This is a genomic window from Ligilactobacillus sp. ESL1201, assembly GCF_058503265.1.
The window spans coordinates 1,063,222-1,079,708 of sequence record NZ_CP196362.1 but is presented as its reverse complement, the minus strand read 5'-3'; the positions used below and the strand labels follow the sequence as shown (position 1 = coordinate 1,079,708).

The window sequence follows — 16,487 nt, the reverse complement described above, 5'->3', positions numbered from 1 at the left end:
TAACAATTGGGGAGTTAGCTATGAAATATGCTTATCGCAGTGACATCGGCCGGGTACGCCACAAAAATGAGGACTACGTCGGCTTTTTTCAAAATTCTCAGGGAATGATCTTGGGATTAGTGGCCGACGGGCTAGGGGGACATTTAGGCGGAGAAGTTGCGTCTGAAATGGCGGTTTCACACATCGGTGCGCAGTTTGAAAAAACTACTTGGCACGCCGTCAGGGATGCTTTAGTTTGGATGCAAGACCAAGTAGCGCAGGAAAATAGTCTGATTTTGGCCTCTGCGACCCAGAAATTAGCGGGCATGGGGACCACGTTAGTTTGCGCGTTGCTCTTTGAAGAAAAATTACTGATCGCAAACATTGGTGATAGTCGGGCTTATTTATTTACGGCCGGCAAGCTACGGCAATTGACGCAAGATCATTCGTTAGTCAACGAAATGGTGCAGCGTGGAGAGATCAGCGCGGAACAAGCCAAACACCACCCGCAAAAAAATTTGGTGACACGCACCTTAGGTGTTTCCGCCGATGCGCGTTTAGACCAACAGGTGCTTGATTTGCCGACCGGCCAGTTGTTGTTGTGTACCGATGGCTTGACCAATATGGTAACAGACGAACAGATCGCACGAGTTTTAAGCGGATCGCAGAGTTGTGATCTTAAGTGTCAGCAGTTAATAGATTTAGCAAATCAAGCTGGCGGCCACGATAATATCACCGTATTATTATTAGAACTTGAGGTGACGCACTGATGTCGCCGGGATATGTTTTAAGTGGTCGTTACCGGATCGATGCCAATCTGGGTGAAGGTGGAATGGCTAATGTCTTTTTAGCCTATGACTTAATTTTGCACCGCAATGTGGCTGTGAAATTATTGCGCTTGGATATGAACGACGATCCGGCTGCAATCAGACGTTTTCAGGGCGAGGCGATGTCTTTGACCGAACTCAGCGACCCCCACATTGTTGATATTTATGATATTGGTGCTAGTCAAGGAATGCAGTACTTAGTGATGGAATACGTTCCCGGGATGAATCTCAAACAGTACATTAAGCAAAATTATCCCTTTGAGCTGACGTGGGTAGTTGAAATCATGGAACAACTGTTGCAAGCAGTTGAGGTTGCCCACAGTCACGGGATCATCCACCGCGATCTCAAACCCCAAAACGTCTTATTATCGGCCGAAGGCAACGTTAAGGTGACCGACTTTGGGATCGCGGTCGCGGTGGCGCAATCGACGATGACTAAAACCAATACCGTTTTAGGTTCGGTCCATTATATTTCGCCCGAGCAGGCCCGTGGTAGCCTGGTCAACCAGCAGACTGATATTTATTCACTAGGGATCATTTTATTTGAGTTGTTGGCCGGACGCGTGCCGTATCAGGGGCAATCTGCGATTTCGGTGGTGATGAAACACTACCACGAAAAGATGCCGTCGGTAAAAGAAATTCGCCCGGAGATCCCCCAAGCGTTAGAAAATGTTATTTTACACGCTACGGCTAAGGAATTACGGGATCGTTATCACAGTGCAAGCGAGATGGCTCGTGATTTGAGCAGTGTTTTTGCCGCTAGCAGGCGAGATGAAGCTCCCTGGCAGCCTACGCCCAGTAGTACTGCAGAAGAGGAAACTAAGGTTTTAACTAAAATTGCGGATGAACCCGCACCCGGATCACAAGTGAAGCCGAAACATTCTAAGAGAAAAAAACTGTTATTAGTACTGTTGTTATTTTTAGTATTACTAGTCGGTACCAGTGCGGCCCAGTTGTTAGCCGTCCGCAACGTGATAGTTCCTGATCTGCGGGGAGTCAGTAGGCAAACGGCAATCGCTGACTTACACAGTAAGAAACTAAAAGTAGGTCATATTAGGTATTTAAAAAATAACCGCTATTACCGGGGACAAGTGATCCGGTCGGTCCCACCGGCTAAAGATGAGGTGCGCGAGGGTACTAAAGTTGATCTGCTGATAGCGGCGGGGCCCCAGAAGGTCCGTTTTAAAAATTATACCGGTGAATCGTACGAAGAGGTCAAAAAAGAATTGACTAGGCGTGGGGTGACCGTGCGTTATGAAAATGAATATTCGCTGTATACCACCCCAGGTAAGATCATTAGCCAGAGTATTCCTGCGGGTAAAAAAGTGCTCTTACCTAAGACGACGGTCGAATTTGTGGTTGCTGAGCGGTATTAATAACGGCAAATGTCATTAAATTGAAATTAAAAGCGAGGTAGCTAGTGAAAACAGGGAGAATTATTCAGTCTTTGAGCGGTTATTACGATGTTTTAGTGGACCAGCAAGTTTATCGGACCCGTGCACGCGGCAATTTCCGCAAAACAAAAGTGACGCCGCTAGTCGGTGACCTAGTAGAATTTAAGGCGGCAAATCAACGGGAGGGGTATTTGTTACGGGTCTTGCCCCGGCAAAATCAGTTAGTTCGCCCACCGGTAGCTAATATTGATTTTGCGATCGTCGTTACCGCTTGTAAGGAACCGACACTGACGACTAATTTGTTGGACAGACAGTTATTGAGCTTGCAGGCCCAAAAAATCACTCCGTTATTATACTTTTCCAAGGTGGACTTGTTGAGCGTAGCAGAGGCTGAGCACTTAGAAAAACTGGTCAATTATTACCAAAAGTATTACTCTTGTTATAGTGCCAGTCACCCGGTAGCAGCTAAGATCAGTGAGTGGCTGAGCGGATGTGGCATGACCGGAGTGGTAATGGGGCAAACGGGTGCGGGCAAATCGACGTTTCTCAATTTGTTAGTGCCCCAGTTAAAATTAGCGACGGCACCGATCTCACAGGCGTTAAGTCGGGGAAAGCATACCACCAGAAAGGTGAGCTTGTTTCAAGTCGGGCACCAATTATTAGCGGATACTCCCGGCTTTTCGTCTTTTGAACTGAGAGATGTGACTAAAGAACAGCTCCCCGAATTGTACCCGGATTTTACCGCGCTGCAGTCGCAGTGTCGTTACCGTGGTTGTTTGCATTTAAAAGAACCTCAGTGTGCTGTCAAACAGGCGGTGGCAGCTGGTAGTTTGTTAAAGAGTCGTTACGATAATTACGTCGCATTACAAACACAGCTGGCACAACAAAAGCCTAAATATCGCTGAAGATCAATCATTTAAGGAGTTGTTATCATGAAAATTGCACCATCGATTTTAAGCGCCGATTTTGCTAACCTAGCTCGGGATGTGAGCGCTGTTGCTACGGCCGATTACTTGCACATCGATATCATGGACGGCCATTTTGTGGCGGACCTGACGTTTGGCCCTAACGTAGTGGCTGCGTTGCGTCCGCACTCCCAGTTGCTATTTGACTGTCATATGATGGTAGCTGATCCCGCCAAATACATTAAGCCTTTAGCGGCTGCGGGAGCTGATATGGTTGGCGTTCATGTAGAAGCAACGCATCATTTACATGCGGTACTGACCCAAATCAAGCAGTCTGGGATGAAAGCTAAGGTAGTTATTAACCCGGCAACTAGTGTAGCCGCGATCGTTGAAGTGTTACCGCTAGTCGACGAAGTTTTGGTGATGACCGTCGATCCCGGACTAGGGGGGCAGCAATTTTTGCCGGAAACGGTTCACAAGATCGAACAGCTCGCACATTACCGCCAAAAATTTAATTTCGAGATCCAAGTCGATGGGGGCATCAACGACCAAACGATCGTGACTGCTAAACGAGCCGGTGCGACTGTTGCCGTTGCGGGCTCTTACATTTTTGGTGCTGATAAATCGCCTCAAGAACAGCTGGCAACGTTAAGAAAAGCGGCCGAGTAATGGGGGCGGTTAATTTATTAGTTGGCGGTCCGCCCGATCAGTGGCCGGTTGATTTGGAGCAGCATTTACGCACTGCTAAGGCAGATGAGGTCTGGGTCGGCGCGGATTACGGCGCGGTCCGTTTGGTGCGCGCTGGTATCAACCCCGTGTTAGCGGTGGGAGATTTTGACTCGTCCACTAAAAAAGAGGTCGAATTAGTTCAAGAAAAGAGCAAGCATAGTGTGGTCTGTCCTAAAAAAGAAGACATCACCGACACGATGCTCGCGTTGCGTTATATTAAACAGGAGCTTAAGTTTGATCAGATCGTGATCTACGGGGCGACCGGAGCACGTTTGGACCAATTTTTAGCGAACCTGTACTTTGTTTTTATGCCTGAATTTGAACCGCTAGCTCCTAAAATCAGTTTACGGGATCGCTGGAATGATATTTCCTTTTTTACTCCCGGAGTACATACGCTGCAAAAATTACCGGCGACTAAGTACTTAGCGTTTGTTGCTTTGAGTCCGGTGGCGGAGTTAACGTTAAAAAACGTTAAGTACGAAGTGACTAAACAAAATTATCCCACGCCGATCGCCTTGTCGAGTAATGAATTCGTGACGGATACGGCGCAATTTTCGTTTACTAAGGGAATGATCGCGGTTATTCAAAGTCACGACTAAAAATTGGTGCCAGGGCCGCTTGAGGTAACAGGATCAAGTGATAGTTGAGAAAGAAGACACAAAAAAGGACCGAGACAAAATTACTTTTGCCCCAGTCCTTTTTTGTGTGTTAAACGCGGGTAACCTTGCCTGATTTTAAAGCACGGGTCGAGACCCAAACTCTTTTAGGCTTACCGTCTACTAAAATACGGACTTTTTGTAAATTAGGTTTCCAACTTCTGCTAGTTTGGTTTAAAGCATGAGAACGCTTCTTACCAAAAGTGGTTTTACGACCAGTAACATAATCTTTAGCCATTAGATAATCCTCCCTCCGAAAACGTAAATCACTAGAATAAATTATCATAATTGCTGTTAAATTGCAAGAATTTTGTGTAAAGTAAAATTACTTGGCAACCTTAAAGACCAGCTTCTAGCTAATAGTAAAAGCGTATGGTAAAATGAAAAGATGAATATTTAAAGACGAGGTGACTGGCGCGGTTAAAAATAACTGTTCACCGCAACAACAAGGATAATTTTAGTGAACACGGGAGATGGGTAGCGTGGTAGATTTGCAGGATTCCCCTGCGGTATTAAAGGGGGTCGGTCCTAAAAAGTTAACGGCCATCAATAAATTAGGAATTAATACGATCGATGACTTACTGACTTTTTATCCCTTTCGCTATGAAGATTTCAGTACTAAAAAGCTTGGTGAATTAGCACCACAACAAAAAGCGACCGTCAAAGGAACGGTGGTTTCCGAACCGATTTTGACCCGGTTTGGCTACCGCAAGAGTCGCTTGAATTTTCGCTTACTGGTAGAAAAAGACGTCGTTTTAGTTACTTTTTTTAATCAGCCGTATTTAAAAAAACAAGTCGTGGCCGGTTGTCAGGTTGCAGTTTACGGGCAGTATAATGCTAAACGCCAGGCTATTAATGGGATCAAATTATTTACTAAACAGACGACGCAAGATTTTGCTGGGGTTTACCGGTCCAACCAAGAAATTAAACCAAGTGCGATCAAGCAGTTAGTTAAGCAGGCTTACGCTCAGTACCAACAACTATTAGTCGATATTGTTCCGCCTGGTATCGAGCAGAAATTTCGCTTGGAATCCAGGCGCCAACTGATTCACGATATGCATTTTCCGGCTACCGCCAAAGCGGCACAATTAGCCCGTCGTTCCGCAATTTTTGAAGAGTTTTTCAAATACGAATGTGCGCTGCAGCTGCTCAAAAGAAATGATCGCGCTAAGCCGGGACAAGCGCTGATTTACGACAACGACGCTTTAAGTAAATTCATTGCGACGCTGCCGTTTGAGTTGACGACGGCTCAAAAGAAAGTGGTTAATCAGATTTGTCGGGACTTACGTCAGCCGGTGCAAATGAACCGGCTTTTACAAGGCGATGTTGGTGCGGGCAAAACGGTCGTGGCCGCGATCGCGATGTACGCGACGATCAGTGCGCAGCTGCAGTGTGCGTTAATGGCGCCGACCGAAATTTTAGCGCAGCAACACGCTGAAAAATTAGCGCGCCTGTTTACTCCTTTTGGCATTAACGTGGCTTTGCTGACCGGCTCGAGTACTAATAAAAGTAAAGAAGAGCTACTAAGGCACCTGGCAAGCGGAGAGATCAACTTGGTGATCGGAACCCAAGCGCTGATCCAGCCTAACGTAACTTTCCACGACCTGGGATTAGTGATCACAGACGAGCAACACCGCTTTGGCGTGCGGCAGCGCGAGGCGTTGCAGTTCAAGGGGAAAAATCCCGACACCTTAGCGATGACGGCGACCCCGATCCCGCGGACCTTGGCGCTAACGACTTACGGGACGATGGATATTTCCGTGATCGATGAGTTGCCTAAAGGAAGGCGCCCGGTCGTCACGAAGTGGTTTTTAAAAAAGCAGGAAAATAACGCCTTACATTTTTTGGAACAGCAGTTACACGAAGGGGTTCAGGCTTACGTAGTCTCACCTTTGATCGCTGAGTCTGAAATGATGGACTTGCAAAACGCCCAGGAAACTTACCAACAATTAAGTGCTTACCTGGCACCGCATTTTAAGGTGGGGTTATTACACGGACAAATGAAGAGTGCCGATAAACAGCAGGTAATGCAGGATTTTAAGGAGCATAAATTTTCCGTGTTGGTAACGACCACTGTGATCGAAGTCGGCATTGACATTGCCAATGCAACCGTTATGTTGATTTTAGACGCAGAGCGTTTTGGTTTAGCGCAGTTGCACCAACTAAGAGGTCGCGTTGGGCGGGGCAGCCAGCAATCTTATTGTTTACTGGTAAGCGACGCTAAAAGTGATTATAGTAAAGCGCGGATGGAAACGATGGTCGCGACTAACGACGGGTTTAAAATCGCCCAAAAAGACTTGGAGTTGCGTGGTCCAGGTGAAGTAATGGGGGCTAAGCAATCTGGTTTACCCGATTTTAAGGTCGGCGATCCGGTGGCTGATTTAAATATTTTACAGGCTGCTAATCAAGAAGCACAAACGCTGTTAGCCGCACCTGATTTTTTACAAGACCCGGCCAACGGACCATTATTGCAGTACTTAAGACGCACACTACCTAGTGATTTTGATTAATGATAAAAGGAAATGATAAGATGAAAATAGCAATTGATGCCATGGGCGGCGACAACGCACCTGCAAGTGTAGTTGCAGGTGTCGAACTAGCCCGCGATGAATTTTTGGACGTAGAATTTGTATTATTTGGTGATAAACACCAAATCGACCCGTTATTGCACCACACGGAGCGGATCACGTTGGTACAAGCCGACGAAAAAATTGAGATGAACGATGAACCCGTCCGGGCCATCCGGCGCAAGAAAAAGTCGTCGTTAGTGATGGCGGCGCAGGCCGTTAAAGAAGGACAGGCCGATGCACTATTTTCGTGTGGTAATACGGGGGCATTACTAGCAGCGGGACTGTTATTAGTGGGGCGGATCAAGGGCATCATTCGTCCCGGGTTAGTTTCCACTTTGCCGGTGATTGCGGGCGACCAGGCGGATTCATTTAACCTGCTAGATAGCGGGGCTAATGCGGATAGTAAACCCGAACAGCTGTACCAGTACGCCTTATTAGGTAAATATTACGCGACCAGCGTTCGGGGGATTAAAAATCCGCGGATCGGGCTACTCAACAACGGGACGGAGCCGCATAAGGGCAGCAAATTGACCTTAGCGGCTTATCAGATGATCGCCGCAGAAGAAACGATCAATTTCGTTGGTAACGTGGAAGCCCGCGACCTGTTGACCGGGGTGTGCGATGTCGTGGTGGCCGATGGTTTCACCGGCAACGCGGTGCTAAAAGCAATCGAAGGGACTGCTTCTGCTATTATGCACTTGTTTAAAAACACCTTGCTAAGCGCCAGTCCGACCGGGAAATTAGGAGCACTGCTACTGAAAAAAGACTTAAAGAGCTTGCTCACGACAGTCGATCAGTCACGTTATGGCGGAGCGGTGCTGTTAGGAACTAAGGCTCCGGTAGTTAAGGCTCACGGGGCAAGTGATGCCAAAACGATCTATTATACGTTAAAGCAGATCAGAAGTATGTTGGAAAATGAAATGGTGCCGCGTTTTAGTACTTATTTTGCCCAACAACAGGCTAAAGCAGACGATAACCAGTAATTAAGGAGTGACAGAAATGACTAAACAAGAAATTTTTACCAAAGTTGCACAAATTATTGCGGACCGTTTTTCGTTGCCCGCTGAAAAGGTAACTAACGAACTGAACTTTCAGGCTGATTTAGATGCGGATTCGATCGACATTGTCGAGTTGGTGTTGGAATTAGAAGACACTTTTGGAGCGGAGATCTCCGACGAAGACGCCGAGAAATTAACGACCGTCGGGCAGGCAGTTGATTTTATCGCCCAACACCAAAAGTAAGCAAGAAACTGGCTGTTAGTGCCAGTTTTTTTAACAGGTGAACTAAAGGAAAAAGGAAGTAGTCGAATTGATAATTGGTTTAGAGCGCCATTTAAAAGAAAATTTTGGGATCGATTTTGCCGATCCTGCGTTATTAGACGAAGCTTTTACGCACGCTTCTTACGCTAACGAGCACCCACAAAAAGATTTAAAATACTACGAAAGAATCGAGTTTTTAGGCGACGCAGTCATGCAGTTGTGCGTTTCCGAATACTTATATAAACGTTACCCGATGATGCATGAAGGACAACTGTCGCGTTTACGGGCGGCGATCGTGTGTGAGGATAGCTTTAGTAAATTTGCCAAGGAATGCCACTTTGACGAATACATCCGGCTGGGCAAGGGCGAAGAAAAGGCCAATGCTAGGCAGCGTCCTTCTTTATTATGTGATATTTTTGAAGCGTTTATCGGCGCGTTGTATTTGGACCAGGGGAAAAATAGTGTAGTCACTTTTATCAGTAAAGTGGTGTTTCCTAAATTGGACTTAGGTTGGTTTGATCACTTCTTTGACCACAAAACCGAGTTGCAAGAACTGCTGCAGCAACACGGTAAGTGCGAGATCAAGTATGAATTACTGGGGCAAACGGGGCCGGATAACGCTAAGATTTACCAGATGGCGGTTTATGCTAACGGTAAAAAGTTAGGCACGGGTAGCGGTTCGGCTAAAAAAGCGGCGGAACAAGCTGCGGCTAACGAAGCCTTACACCGGCTGCAAAATAAGTAAGCATTAGGGAGGAACTCTGTTTGAAACTAAAGGCGTTAACGCTGACTGGCTTCAAATCTTTTGCAAACCCCACCAAAATAGAGTTTAAAGAGGGATTGACTGGGATCGTTGGTCCCAATGGTAGCGGTAAAAGCAATATCGTCGATGCTTTGCGGTGGTGTTTAGGTGAACAGTCTAGTAAAAGTTTACGCGGGTCTAAGATGGCCGATATTATTTTTAGTGGCTCGCAGACTAGAGCCGCTTTAAACCGGGCTGAAGTTGTTGTGGAATTTGATAATCAAGACCACACTTTAAGCAAACAACCGCCCGTAGTGACGGTCACTAGGCGTCTTTATCGCTCCGGAGAAAGCGAATTTTTGTTGAATCAGCGTAAGGTCCGCTTAAAAGATATCAACGACCTGTTGTTAGATACCGGGATCTCCCGGGATTCTTTTGCGATCATCTCACAGGGCAAAGTTGAAGCAATTTTTAACAGTAAGCCTGAGCAACGGCGCTTTTTGGTCGAAGAAGCGGCGGGGATTTCTAAGTATAAAATTAAAAAGCAACAGGCTAAACAACAATTAGTACAGACCGAAGACCACTTGCAGCGCAGTAATGACATTATCGTAGAATTGGCGCGGCAAAAAGAACCGTTAGAAAAGCAGGCAAGCATTGCGCGTGATTATTTGGCACAAAAAAAGCAATTCGCGCACTATGATCTAAGTCAGACCGTATTGCAACTCGAACAGCAGCGAAAACAGAGACAAGAAAACCAACAACAGATTCACCAACTGACTGCTGACTTGCAGCAACAAACTGACTTGCAGCAGGAAAAAAAGCACCAAGTGCAACAATTAACTGACCAGCAAACGCGCTTAGAACAACAATTAAGCACCTTACAGGCAAGGTCATTACAGTTAGCGCGTGAACAGGAAAGAATGACCGGACAAACCGAAATGACGCGTCAGCAAAAAAGTTTTCATCACCAACGCCAACAGGAATTACTGACACAGATCAGGGAAAATCAAAGTGATTTAGCCGCTAGTCAAAAACATTGCTTGCAGTTGCAAAAAAAGATACAGGCAACACAAAAACGACTCCAACAGTTGACCGCTAGTCAGGCTGCGTTGAACGTGGTGGACGACCAGGATGCTTTGCAACGAGAAATTACTGAATTGCAACAACAAAATGGCACACAGCTGCAAGAGCAAGCTGCGTTAGCTAGTAAGGTAGAGTACTTAACACAGCAAAAGCAGCAACAAAAAGCCGAACAGGTACAAACGACTACGGCTTACCGGCAGCAGCAAAAACAATTGGCTGCTAGTCAAAAACGCCTTACCGCTAGTCAAAAAGAAGCTGCGACTGCGCAGCAACAAAGTACACAATTGGCTGCTGACTTACAACAGCTCAACCAAAAATACCAAGAGCAACAGCAACAACTGACGACGCACCAAAAACGCCGGGAACAAGCGGAAGCCATTTTGCAACAGGCAACGGCCCAGCTCAAGGCGCTGCAGCAAATTTCTGCTAATTATTCGGGGTATTACGAGGGTGCTAAAAATATTTTACGGGCTAAAAAACAACTGAACGGCATCATCGGTTCCGTAGCCGAGGTGCTAACGGTCCCCGCTAAATACGCGCTGGCGGTTGAAACGGCGTTAGGCGGACAGCTGCAACAGATCGTCACGACCGATGAACAGGCGGCTAAAGAAGCCATTGGTTATTTAAAAAAGAACCGGCTGGGCAGGGTGACCTTTTTACCCCGACAAACTATTCGTCCCCGGCATTTATCCGCTAGTCAGCGGCAATTATTAACTGGACTGCCGGGCGTTTGTGGTATCGCTAGTCAGTTAGTGACGGTAAGTGCGGGTAACGAAAACGTTTTGGCTTATCTGTTGGGGGCCACGGTCGTTACGACTGATTTAACCGCCGCGATCAAGACCGCTGCGGTGTTGCATCATCAAGTCAGGATCGTGACTTTGACCGGTGAGTTGTTAAACGTCGGCGGCTCGCTGGCAGGTGGCAGTAATAAGCAGCGTCGTTTAGGCTTATTAGAGCAAAAACAACGCCCCCAAAAGTTGCAAACTGAAATTGCGACGATGCAACAAAAAATAGTACCGCTCAGGGAAACTACCCGTAAAATGACCGCGCAACTGGCGGAGTTAGCCCAAAGAATAGCACAGTTGCAACAACGACAACAGCAACAACGTCAGCAACAACAGGAGACAAAAGAACGGCTGTTGCAGGCTCAAGCCGATGGGCAACACCAAGAAGAAAAATGCCAAACACTGATCCAAAAAAGCAAACAGCAACGACAAGCTAGCCAGCAACAACAACAAGAATTGCGCCAACTAAAATACCAACAAGAGCAGGTTAAGCAGCGGTTAGAACAACTGCAACAACAATTAAAGCTCAAGCAAAAGGCAAGTTTGACGGCTCAAAGTTCGCAGCAATATTATCACGAACAACAAGCGCAGTTAAAACAAAGTGTGGCACTGGAGCAGCAAAAACAAGCTGCGCTGCAGGTGCAAGAAAAAGAAGTTCAAAACCAACAGACTAGGTTACAACAGCTGCTGGCAAAGCAGCAGTCTACCTTGCATAAATTGCAGACCCAAACAGATGCCAAGCAACAACAAGGACGTGATTTGGTTGCTAAGTTGGCCAAGATCAAAAAGCAATACCAAACCGCACAGCACCAAACGCAGGAATTGGAAGAGCAAAAACAGGAAAATAAGCAGCAGATTGATACAAAACAGCGGCAGCTAGAACGGGCTAGTCAGCAACGACAAGTCACGCAAAATCGGCTAAATGACGTGCAAGTAGCGCAAAGTAAGGTGGAAACGCTACTCGATCAAGCAATAGAAAAACTCGCACAAAAATACCAGTTGACTTATGAAGCGGCCCGCCAGCAAGAATTAGCAACTGACGAACAAGAGATTGCCCGCCAGTTAAAACTATTGCGATTAGGAATAGCCGATTTAGGAGAAGTAAATGTGGGTGCAATTGACGAATACTCACGGGTAAAGGAACGTTTTGAATTCTTGCAACGGCAACAAAACGACCTTTTAGTGGCTAAAAAACAGTTGGAACAAAGTATGGCAGAAATCGACGTGACGGTCAAACGCAAATTTAAGCAGGCATTTGATCAGGTAGCGGCGGCCTTCGCGCAGATTTTCCCGGTGATGTTTGAAGGGGGGGCCGCGCACTTAACGTTGACGGAGCCGACGGACCTCTTGCAAACTGGCATCGAGATCACCGCACAACCGCCTGGTAAAAACGCCCGCCAGCTGAGCTTACTTTCGGGAGGCGAAAAGACGCTGACGGCGATCACGTTATTATTTGCCGTTTTGCGAGTCAAGCCCGTGCCTTTTGTGATTTTGGATGAGGCCGAAGCGGCGTTAGACGAGGCTAATATTGACAGGTACGCGCGTTATTTGCAAAAATTAGACCAGCAAACGCAATTCATCATTATTACCCACCGCAAGGCAACGATGATGCAAGCGGACACCTTGTATGGAGTCACGATGCAAGAGTCTGGGGTTTCACAGGTAGTCTCGGTGGCAATCAAAGATATCATAGCAGACAAGTAGGTAAGGGAGGTTTTTTAAATGGGACTTTTTGATAAGCTAAAGAAAGCCTTTGGTGGGGGTAAACAAGACGAAAAACCGGTTACCACCAAAGAGCAGCAAGTACCAGTTGAAAAACAAGAAGAACAAAAAACACCTCAAAATGATGTGCCCAAAACGGCACCGGCACAACTGCAGGAAACTGAAGCTGACCAACAACCAGCAGCAGTGGCAAAATTACAAAGTACGCAAAAACCAGCAGAGCCCAAGGAAGTGACAACTAAGCCGGAACAACCGCCAGTAAGTGAGACCGTGACCCGGCAGGCTGAGCCAGTTACTAGTACAAAAACGGCGCCAGCAGATGAAGTATCACCAGAAACGGCACAGCGGTCACAAGAAGAAACGACTGCCGGGACTGATGAACTTTACGATCAAGGACTGACTAAAACGCGTCAGGGTTTTGGGGCGAAGATCAATGCGTTACTGGCTAATTTTCGTCACGTCGACGAGGATTTTTTTGAGGATTTAGAGGAAACTTTGATCGAAGCCGACGTGGGATTTGACATCGCACTTAAGATCAGCGGGGAACTCCAAGACGAAGTTAAGTTGCGCAACGCTAAGACAAAGGCTGAAGTTTCCGACGCGATCGTGGAAAAATTGGTCGATCTCTACGAAGAAGACGGTAAAAACGAGGATAACGCGTTACAGTTTGCAACCAGCGGACCTACCGTGTTTTTATTTGTCGGAGTCAACGGGGTCGGAAAGACTACCACGATCGGTAAATTAGCTTATAAGTACCGTCAAGAAGGCCAAAAAGTTTTGGTAGCGGCGTGTGACACTTTCCGGGCCGGGGCGATCGAACAGTTGGCTGAGTGGACCGAAAAAGTGGGAGTCGACATCGTGCAAAAACCGGCGCAAAGCGATCCTGCTGCGGTTGCTTTCGATGCGGTCCAAAAAGCACAACGAGAAAATTACGACATTTTACTGATCGACACGGCTGGCAGGTTGCAAAACAAGGTCAACTTGATGAACGAGTTGGCTAAAATCAAACGGGTAGTCAAACGGGAATTACCGGATGCACCCCAAGAAGTTTTGCTGGCATTAGACGCGACGACGGGGCAAAACGCTTTGACGCAGGCCAAACAATTTAAGGAAGTTACCCAAGTTACCGGGATCGTCTTGACCAAACTGGACGGTACCGCGCGCGGCGGGATCGTGCTTGCAATCAGACACGAATTGCACTTACCGGTCAAACTGGTAGGATTAGGAGAGCAAATGGAAGACTTACAGCTATTTGTTCCCGAAAAATTTGTCGTCGGTTTATTTAAAGATTTGATCGCGCACCCAGCAGATTAGTGGGAGATGGTGGCATGGAACTTGCAAAAACTAACCGGATCAACGCGTTGTTTGACTTTTACCAGCCATTACTGACGCAAAAACAGTTAGCTTACTTAGATGAATATTACCGTAATGATTACTCGTTAGGCGAAATTGCCGCCAATTTTGCGGTTTCACGCCAAGCCGTTTATGATAATATTAATAGGACTGAGAAAATACTGGAGTCTTATGAAGCAAAATTGCACTTATACCGTGATTTTTTGCGGACCAATCAGCGCTTAGACCGGTTAGTTAAATACGCACAGCAAACTTATCCGACCGACCATAAACTATTAGCACTGATCACTAAATTGGATTCAGAAAGCGAGGAAGACTAATGGCATTTGAAGGACTAACTCAACGACTGCAAGATGCGTTGGGCAAATTACGGCGGAAAGGTAAGATCAGTGAAGCTGACGTTAAAGAAGTAATGCGTGAGATCCGCTTGGCTTTGCTCGAAGCCGACGTTAATTTCACGGTCGTTAAGGATTTTATCAAAAAGATCCGAACACGGGCGGTGGGCGCCGAAGTCCTAGAAAGTTTGACGCCCGCACAACAGATCGTCAAGATCGTCAACGAAGAACTGATCAATGTCATGGGCCAAGAAGCGGTCCCGTTGAACCAGGCGCCTAAAATCCCGACGATCATTATGATGGTGGGGTTGCAAGGGGCAGGTAAAACGACCACGGCTGCTAAATTAGCGTACCGGTTACAAACCGAAAAACAAGCCCGCCCGTTACTGGTAGCCGGTGACGTTTACCGTCCGGCCGCTATCGACCAGTTAAAGCAATTAGGCGAACAGCTCTCTATCCCTGTTTTTGAAATGGGCACGACTGTCAGTCCGGTCGAGATCGTTCGTGAGGCCTTAAAACAAGCACAGGCGGATAAAAACGATTACGTCCTATTGGATACGGCGGGGCGCTTACAGATCGATGCTAAGTTAATGCAAGAGTTAAGCGAGATCAAAGAGCTGGCGCACCCGACCGAAATTTTGCTGACCGTTGATGCGATGACCGGGCAAAATGCGGTCGAAGTGGCGAATGGCTTTAATGAACAACTAGATGTTACGGGCGTCGTTTTGACTAAATTAGATGGCGATACCCGGGGCGGTGCCGCCTTATCTATTCGGGCTGTGACTGGTAAGCCGATCAAATTTATTGGTCAGGGCGAAAAAATGACCGACCTCGATGTCTTTTATCCCGAACGGATGGCTTCACGTATCTTAGGGATGGGCGACATGTTGACCCTGATCGAAAAAGCGCAAAAAGATTATGACGAGCAAAAAGCGCTAGACCTGCAAGAAAAGATGAAGGCCAACTCGTTTGATTTTAATGACTTTTTGGAACAGCTAGACCAGCTCAATAAAATGGGACCGTTAGAAGACGTCGTCAAGATGATCCCAGGGATGGCCAATAATCCGGCGTTAAAAAACGTGAAGGTCGATCCTAAAGACATGGAACACACCAAGGCGATCGTTTATTCGATGACCAAACAGGAACGCGAAGATCCTGATATTTTGAAACCAAGTAGGCGGCGGAGGATCGCTGCTGGTTCGGGGCGTCCCGTTCAAGAAGTCAACCGGCTGATCAAGCAGTTTAAGCAAATGCGCGATATGATGGCTAAGGTTTCTAATGGCAATTTTGCCGGCTTAGAAAATGTCTTAGGCAACGGAATGTCGGGCAAGATGGCCAAGATGTCGATGAGTAAAATGGCACGCAAGAATAAAAAACGTAAATTAAAGAAATTAAAAAAGGCACGTAAGGGTAAGAAACGAAAGTAATTTACGGCTGTCAAGAAATTTTACTTTACAGGATAGCAAATTGCTGGTATGATTATTTTTGTTAAATTAATTTGGAGGTAATAGTATGTCAGTTAAAATTCGTTTAAAAAGAATGGGTTCTAAAAAACGCCCTTTTTACCGGATCGTAGTCGCTGATTCACGGGCACCACGTGACGGCCGTTTCATCGAAAACGTGGGAACTTATAATCCGTTACAAGATCCTGAAGCAGTTACTTTAAAAGAAGAACGGATCATGAATTGGTTACAAAACGGCGCACAACCATCAGATACGGTGCGCAATATTTTGTCACGCCAAGGGATCATGAAGAAGTTCCACGAAAGTAAATTAGCTAAGAAATAGGGTTATTAAATGAGCGAAGCAGACGTGAAACAATTGTTGATTACGATCATTAAGCCTTTGCTGGCTCAACCAGATGCAATTCAAATCACGACGCAACATGAGGGTCATTTTGTCGATTTTAGGTTGGCCGTAGCGCCGGCAGATGTCGGGCGGATCATCGGCAAACACGGGCGGATCGCGCAGGCGGTGCGAGCTGTTTTATACAGCGTACGTTTGCGTGGCACGGACCGCATTCGTTTAAGCATTATTGACCACTGATTGTGTGTTTTGAGGTGCACTTAGTTATTATTGACGAACACAATAAAGGAGCCGAGACAATTTAGTGTTGTCCCAGCTCCTTTTAGTATTTCGCGGGAGGT

The 16,487-nt window shown here is 46.6% G+C and carries 16 protein-coding genes; 15 read left to right on the top strand and 1 reads right to left on the bottom strand.

The window, feature by feature from the left end; genetic code table 11:
* Positions 1 to 20: 20 nt before the first annotated feature.
* The 5 genes from ACSYSK_RS05480 to ACSYSK_RS05460 are packed head-to-tail and all read left to right on the top strand — an operon-like array spanning position 21 to position 4,433.
* Positions 21 to 749 carry a Stp1/IreP family PP2C-type Ser/Thr phosphatase gene (locus ACSYSK_RS05480; RefSeq protein WP_491714152.1) on the top strand — a complete coding sequence of 243 codons (729 nt, stop codon included), beginning with the start codon at positions 21 to 23 and terminating at the stop codon, positions 747 to 749.
* Positions 749 to 2,182, top strand: a complete 1,434-nt coding sequence (pknB, locus tag ACSYSK_RS05475) for a Stk1 family PASTA domain-containing Ser/Thr kinase (protein WP_491714151.1) — start codon at positions 749 to 751, stop codon at positions 2,180 to 2,182. Before ACSYSK_RS05480 ends, pknB begins: the two co-directional genes overlap by 1 nt.
* 44 nt (positions 2,183 to 2,226) lie before the next feature.
* Positions 2,227 to 3,105, top strand: a complete 879-nt coding sequence (rsgA, locus tag ACSYSK_RS05470; protein WP_491714150.1) for a ribosome small subunit-dependent GTPase A — start codon at positions 2,227 to 2,229, stop codon at positions 3,103 to 3,105.
* A gap of 27 nt (positions 3,106 to 3,132) precedes the next feature.
* Complete coding sequence (gene rpe / locus ACSYSK_RS05465) at positions 3,133 to 3,774, top strand: ribulose-phosphate 3-epimerase (RefSeq protein ID WP_491714149.1); 642 nt, start codon at positions 3,133 to 3,135, stop codon at positions 3,772 to 3,774.
* Positions 3,774 to 4,433, top strand: coding sequence for a thiamine diphosphokinase (locus ACSYSK_RS05460; RefSeq protein ID WP_491714148.1), 660 nt, complete (start codon positions 3,774 to 3,776; stop codon positions 4,431 to 4,433). Before rpe ends, ACSYSK_RS05460 begins: the two co-directional genes overlap by 1 nt.
* Before the next feature lie 109 nt (positions 4,434 to 4,542).
* Here the strand turns inward: ACSYSK_RS05460 and rpmB are convergent, their stop codons facing one another.
* On the bottom strand, positions 4,543 to 4,728 hold the full coding sequence (gene rpmB, locus ACSYSK_RS05455; RefSeq protein WP_491714147.1) for a 50S ribosomal protein L28: 186 nt from the start codon (positions 4,726 to 4,728) through the stop codon (positions 4,543 to 4,545).
* Positions 4,729 to 4,963: 235 nt separating this feature from the next.
* On the opposite strand from rpmB, the gene recG reads away from it, so the two are divergent.
* The 10 genes from recG (at position 4,964) to ACSYSK_RS05405 (ending at position 16,386) form a co-directional block, all read left to right on the top strand.
* A complete protein-coding gene (gene recG / locus ACSYSK_RS05450) occupies positions 4,964 to 7,000 on the top strand; it encodes an ATP-dependent DNA helicase RecG (protein ID WP_491714146.1) in 2,037 nt (678 codons plus the stop codon).
* 20 nt (positions 7,001 to 7,020) lie between these two features.
* Complete coding sequence (gene plsX / locus ACSYSK_RS05445; RefSeq protein ID WP_491714145.1) at positions 7,021 to 8,043, top strand: phosphate acyltransferase PlsX; 1,023 nt, start codon at positions 7,021 to 7,023, stop codon at positions 8,041 to 8,043.
* A 16-nt stretch (positions 8,044 to 8,059) separates the two neighbouring features.
* Entirely contained in the window at positions 8,060 to 8,302 is a 243-nt protein-coding gene (acpP, locus tag ACSYSK_RS05440; protein ID WP_491714144.1) for an acyl carrier protein, read from the top strand.
* A gap of 67 nt (positions 8,303 to 8,369) precedes the next feature.
* Positions 8,370 to 9,065 carry a ribonuclease III gene (gene rnc, locus ACSYSK_RS05435; protein ID WP_491714143.1) on the top strand — a complete coding sequence of 232 codons (696 nt, stop codon included), beginning with the start codon at positions 8,370 to 8,372 and terminating at the stop codon, positions 9,063 to 9,065.
* Positions 9,066 to 9,085: 20 nt separating this feature from the next.
* The gene (gene smc / locus ACSYSK_RS05430; protein ID WP_491714142.1) at positions 9,086 to 12,634 is read left to right on the top strand and encodes a chromosome segregation protein SMC; all 3,549 of its coding nucleotides are present in this window, start codon (positions 9,086 to 9,088) and stop codon (positions 12,632 to 12,634) included.
* Between the two features lie 18 nt (positions 12,635 to 12,652).
* Positions 12,653 to 13,966, top strand: coding sequence for a signal recognition particle-docking protein FtsY (gene ftsY, locus ACSYSK_RS05425; protein ID WP_491714141.1), 1,314 nt, complete (start codon positions 12,653 to 12,655; stop codon positions 13,964 to 13,966).
* A 14-nt stretch (positions 13,967 to 13,980) separates the two neighbouring features.
* The gene (locus ACSYSK_RS05420) at positions 13,981 to 14,325 is read left to right on the top strand and encodes a putative DNA-binding protein (RefSeq protein WP_491714140.1); all 345 of its coding nucleotides are present in this window, start codon (positions 13,981 to 13,983) and stop codon (positions 14,323 to 14,325) included.
* Positions 14,325 to 15,767: a signal recognition particle protein gene (ffh, locus tag ACSYSK_RS05415; RefSeq protein WP_491714139.1), complete on the top strand. Its 1,443-nt coding sequence runs from the start codon at positions 14,325 to 14,327 to the stop codon at positions 15,765 to 15,767. Before ACSYSK_RS05420 ends, ffh begins: the two co-directional genes overlap by 1 nt.
* Positions 15,768 to 15,852: 85 nt before the next feature.
* Positions 15,853 to 16,128, top strand: a complete 276-nt coding sequence (gene rpsP / locus ACSYSK_RS05410; protein WP_491714138.1) for a 30S ribosomal protein S16 — start codon at positions 15,853 to 15,855, stop codon at positions 16,126 to 16,128.
* 9 nt (positions 16,129 to 16,137) lie between these two features.
* Entirely contained in the window at positions 16,138 to 16,386 is a 249-nt protein-coding gene (locus ACSYSK_RS05405; RefSeq protein ID WP_491714137.1) for a KH domain-containing protein, read from the top strand.
* Positions 16,387 to 16,487: the final 101 nt, after the last annotated feature.

Excerpts from the sequence above, each read along its gene's own strand:
- ffh (WP_491714139.1), top strand. The coding sequence starts at position 14,325 with ATGGCATTTGAAGGACTAACTCAACGACTGCAAGATGCGTTGGGCAAA.
- rpe (WP_491714149.1), top strand. The coding sequence starts at position 3,133 with ATGAAAATTGCACCATCGATTTTAAGCGCCGATTTTGCTAACCTAGCT.
- ACSYSK_RS05480 (WP_491714152.1), top strand. The coding sequence starts at position 21 with ATGAAATATGCTTATCGCAGTGACATCGGCCGGGTACGCCACAAAAAT.
- plsX (WP_491714145.1), top strand. The coding sequence starts at position 7,021 with ATGAAAATAGCAATTGATGCCATGGGCGGCGACAACGCACCTGCAAGT.
- rpsP (WP_491714138.1), top strand. The coding sequence starts at position 15,853 with ATGTCAGTTAAAATTCGTTTAAAAAGAATGGGTTCTAAAAAACGCCCT.
- ACSYSK_RS05460 (WP_491714148.1), top strand. The coding sequence starts at position 3,774 with ATGGGGGCGGTTAATTTATTAGTTGGCGGTCCGCCCGATCAGTGGCCG.
- ACSYSK_RS05405 (WP_491714137.1), top strand. The coding sequence starts at position 16,138 with ATGAGCGAAGCAGACGTGAAACAATTGTTGATTACGATCATTAAGCCT.
- rpmB (WP_491714147.1), bottom strand. The coding sequence starts at position 4,728 with ATGGCTAAAGATTATGTTACTGGTCGTAAAACCACTTTTGGTAAGAAG.
- recG (WP_491714146.1), top strand. The coding sequence starts at position 4,964 with ATGGGTAGCGTGGTAGATTTGCAGGATTCCCCTGCGGTATTAAAGGGG.
- ftsY (WP_491714141.1), top strand. The coding sequence starts at position 12,653 with ATGGGACTTTTTGATAAGCTAAAGAAAGCCTTTGGTGGGGGTAAACAA.
- acpP (WP_491714144.1), top strand. The coding sequence starts at position 8,060 with ATGACTAAACAAGAAATTTTTACCAAAGTTGCACAAATTATTGCGGAC.
- pknB (WP_491714151.1), top strand. The coding sequence starts at position 749 with ATGTCGCCGGGATATGTTTTAAGTGGTCGTTACCGGATCGATGCCAAT.
- ACSYSK_RS05420 (WP_491714140.1), top strand. The coding sequence starts at position 13,981 with ATGGAACTTGCAAAAACTAACCGGATCAACGCGTTGTTTGACTTTTAC.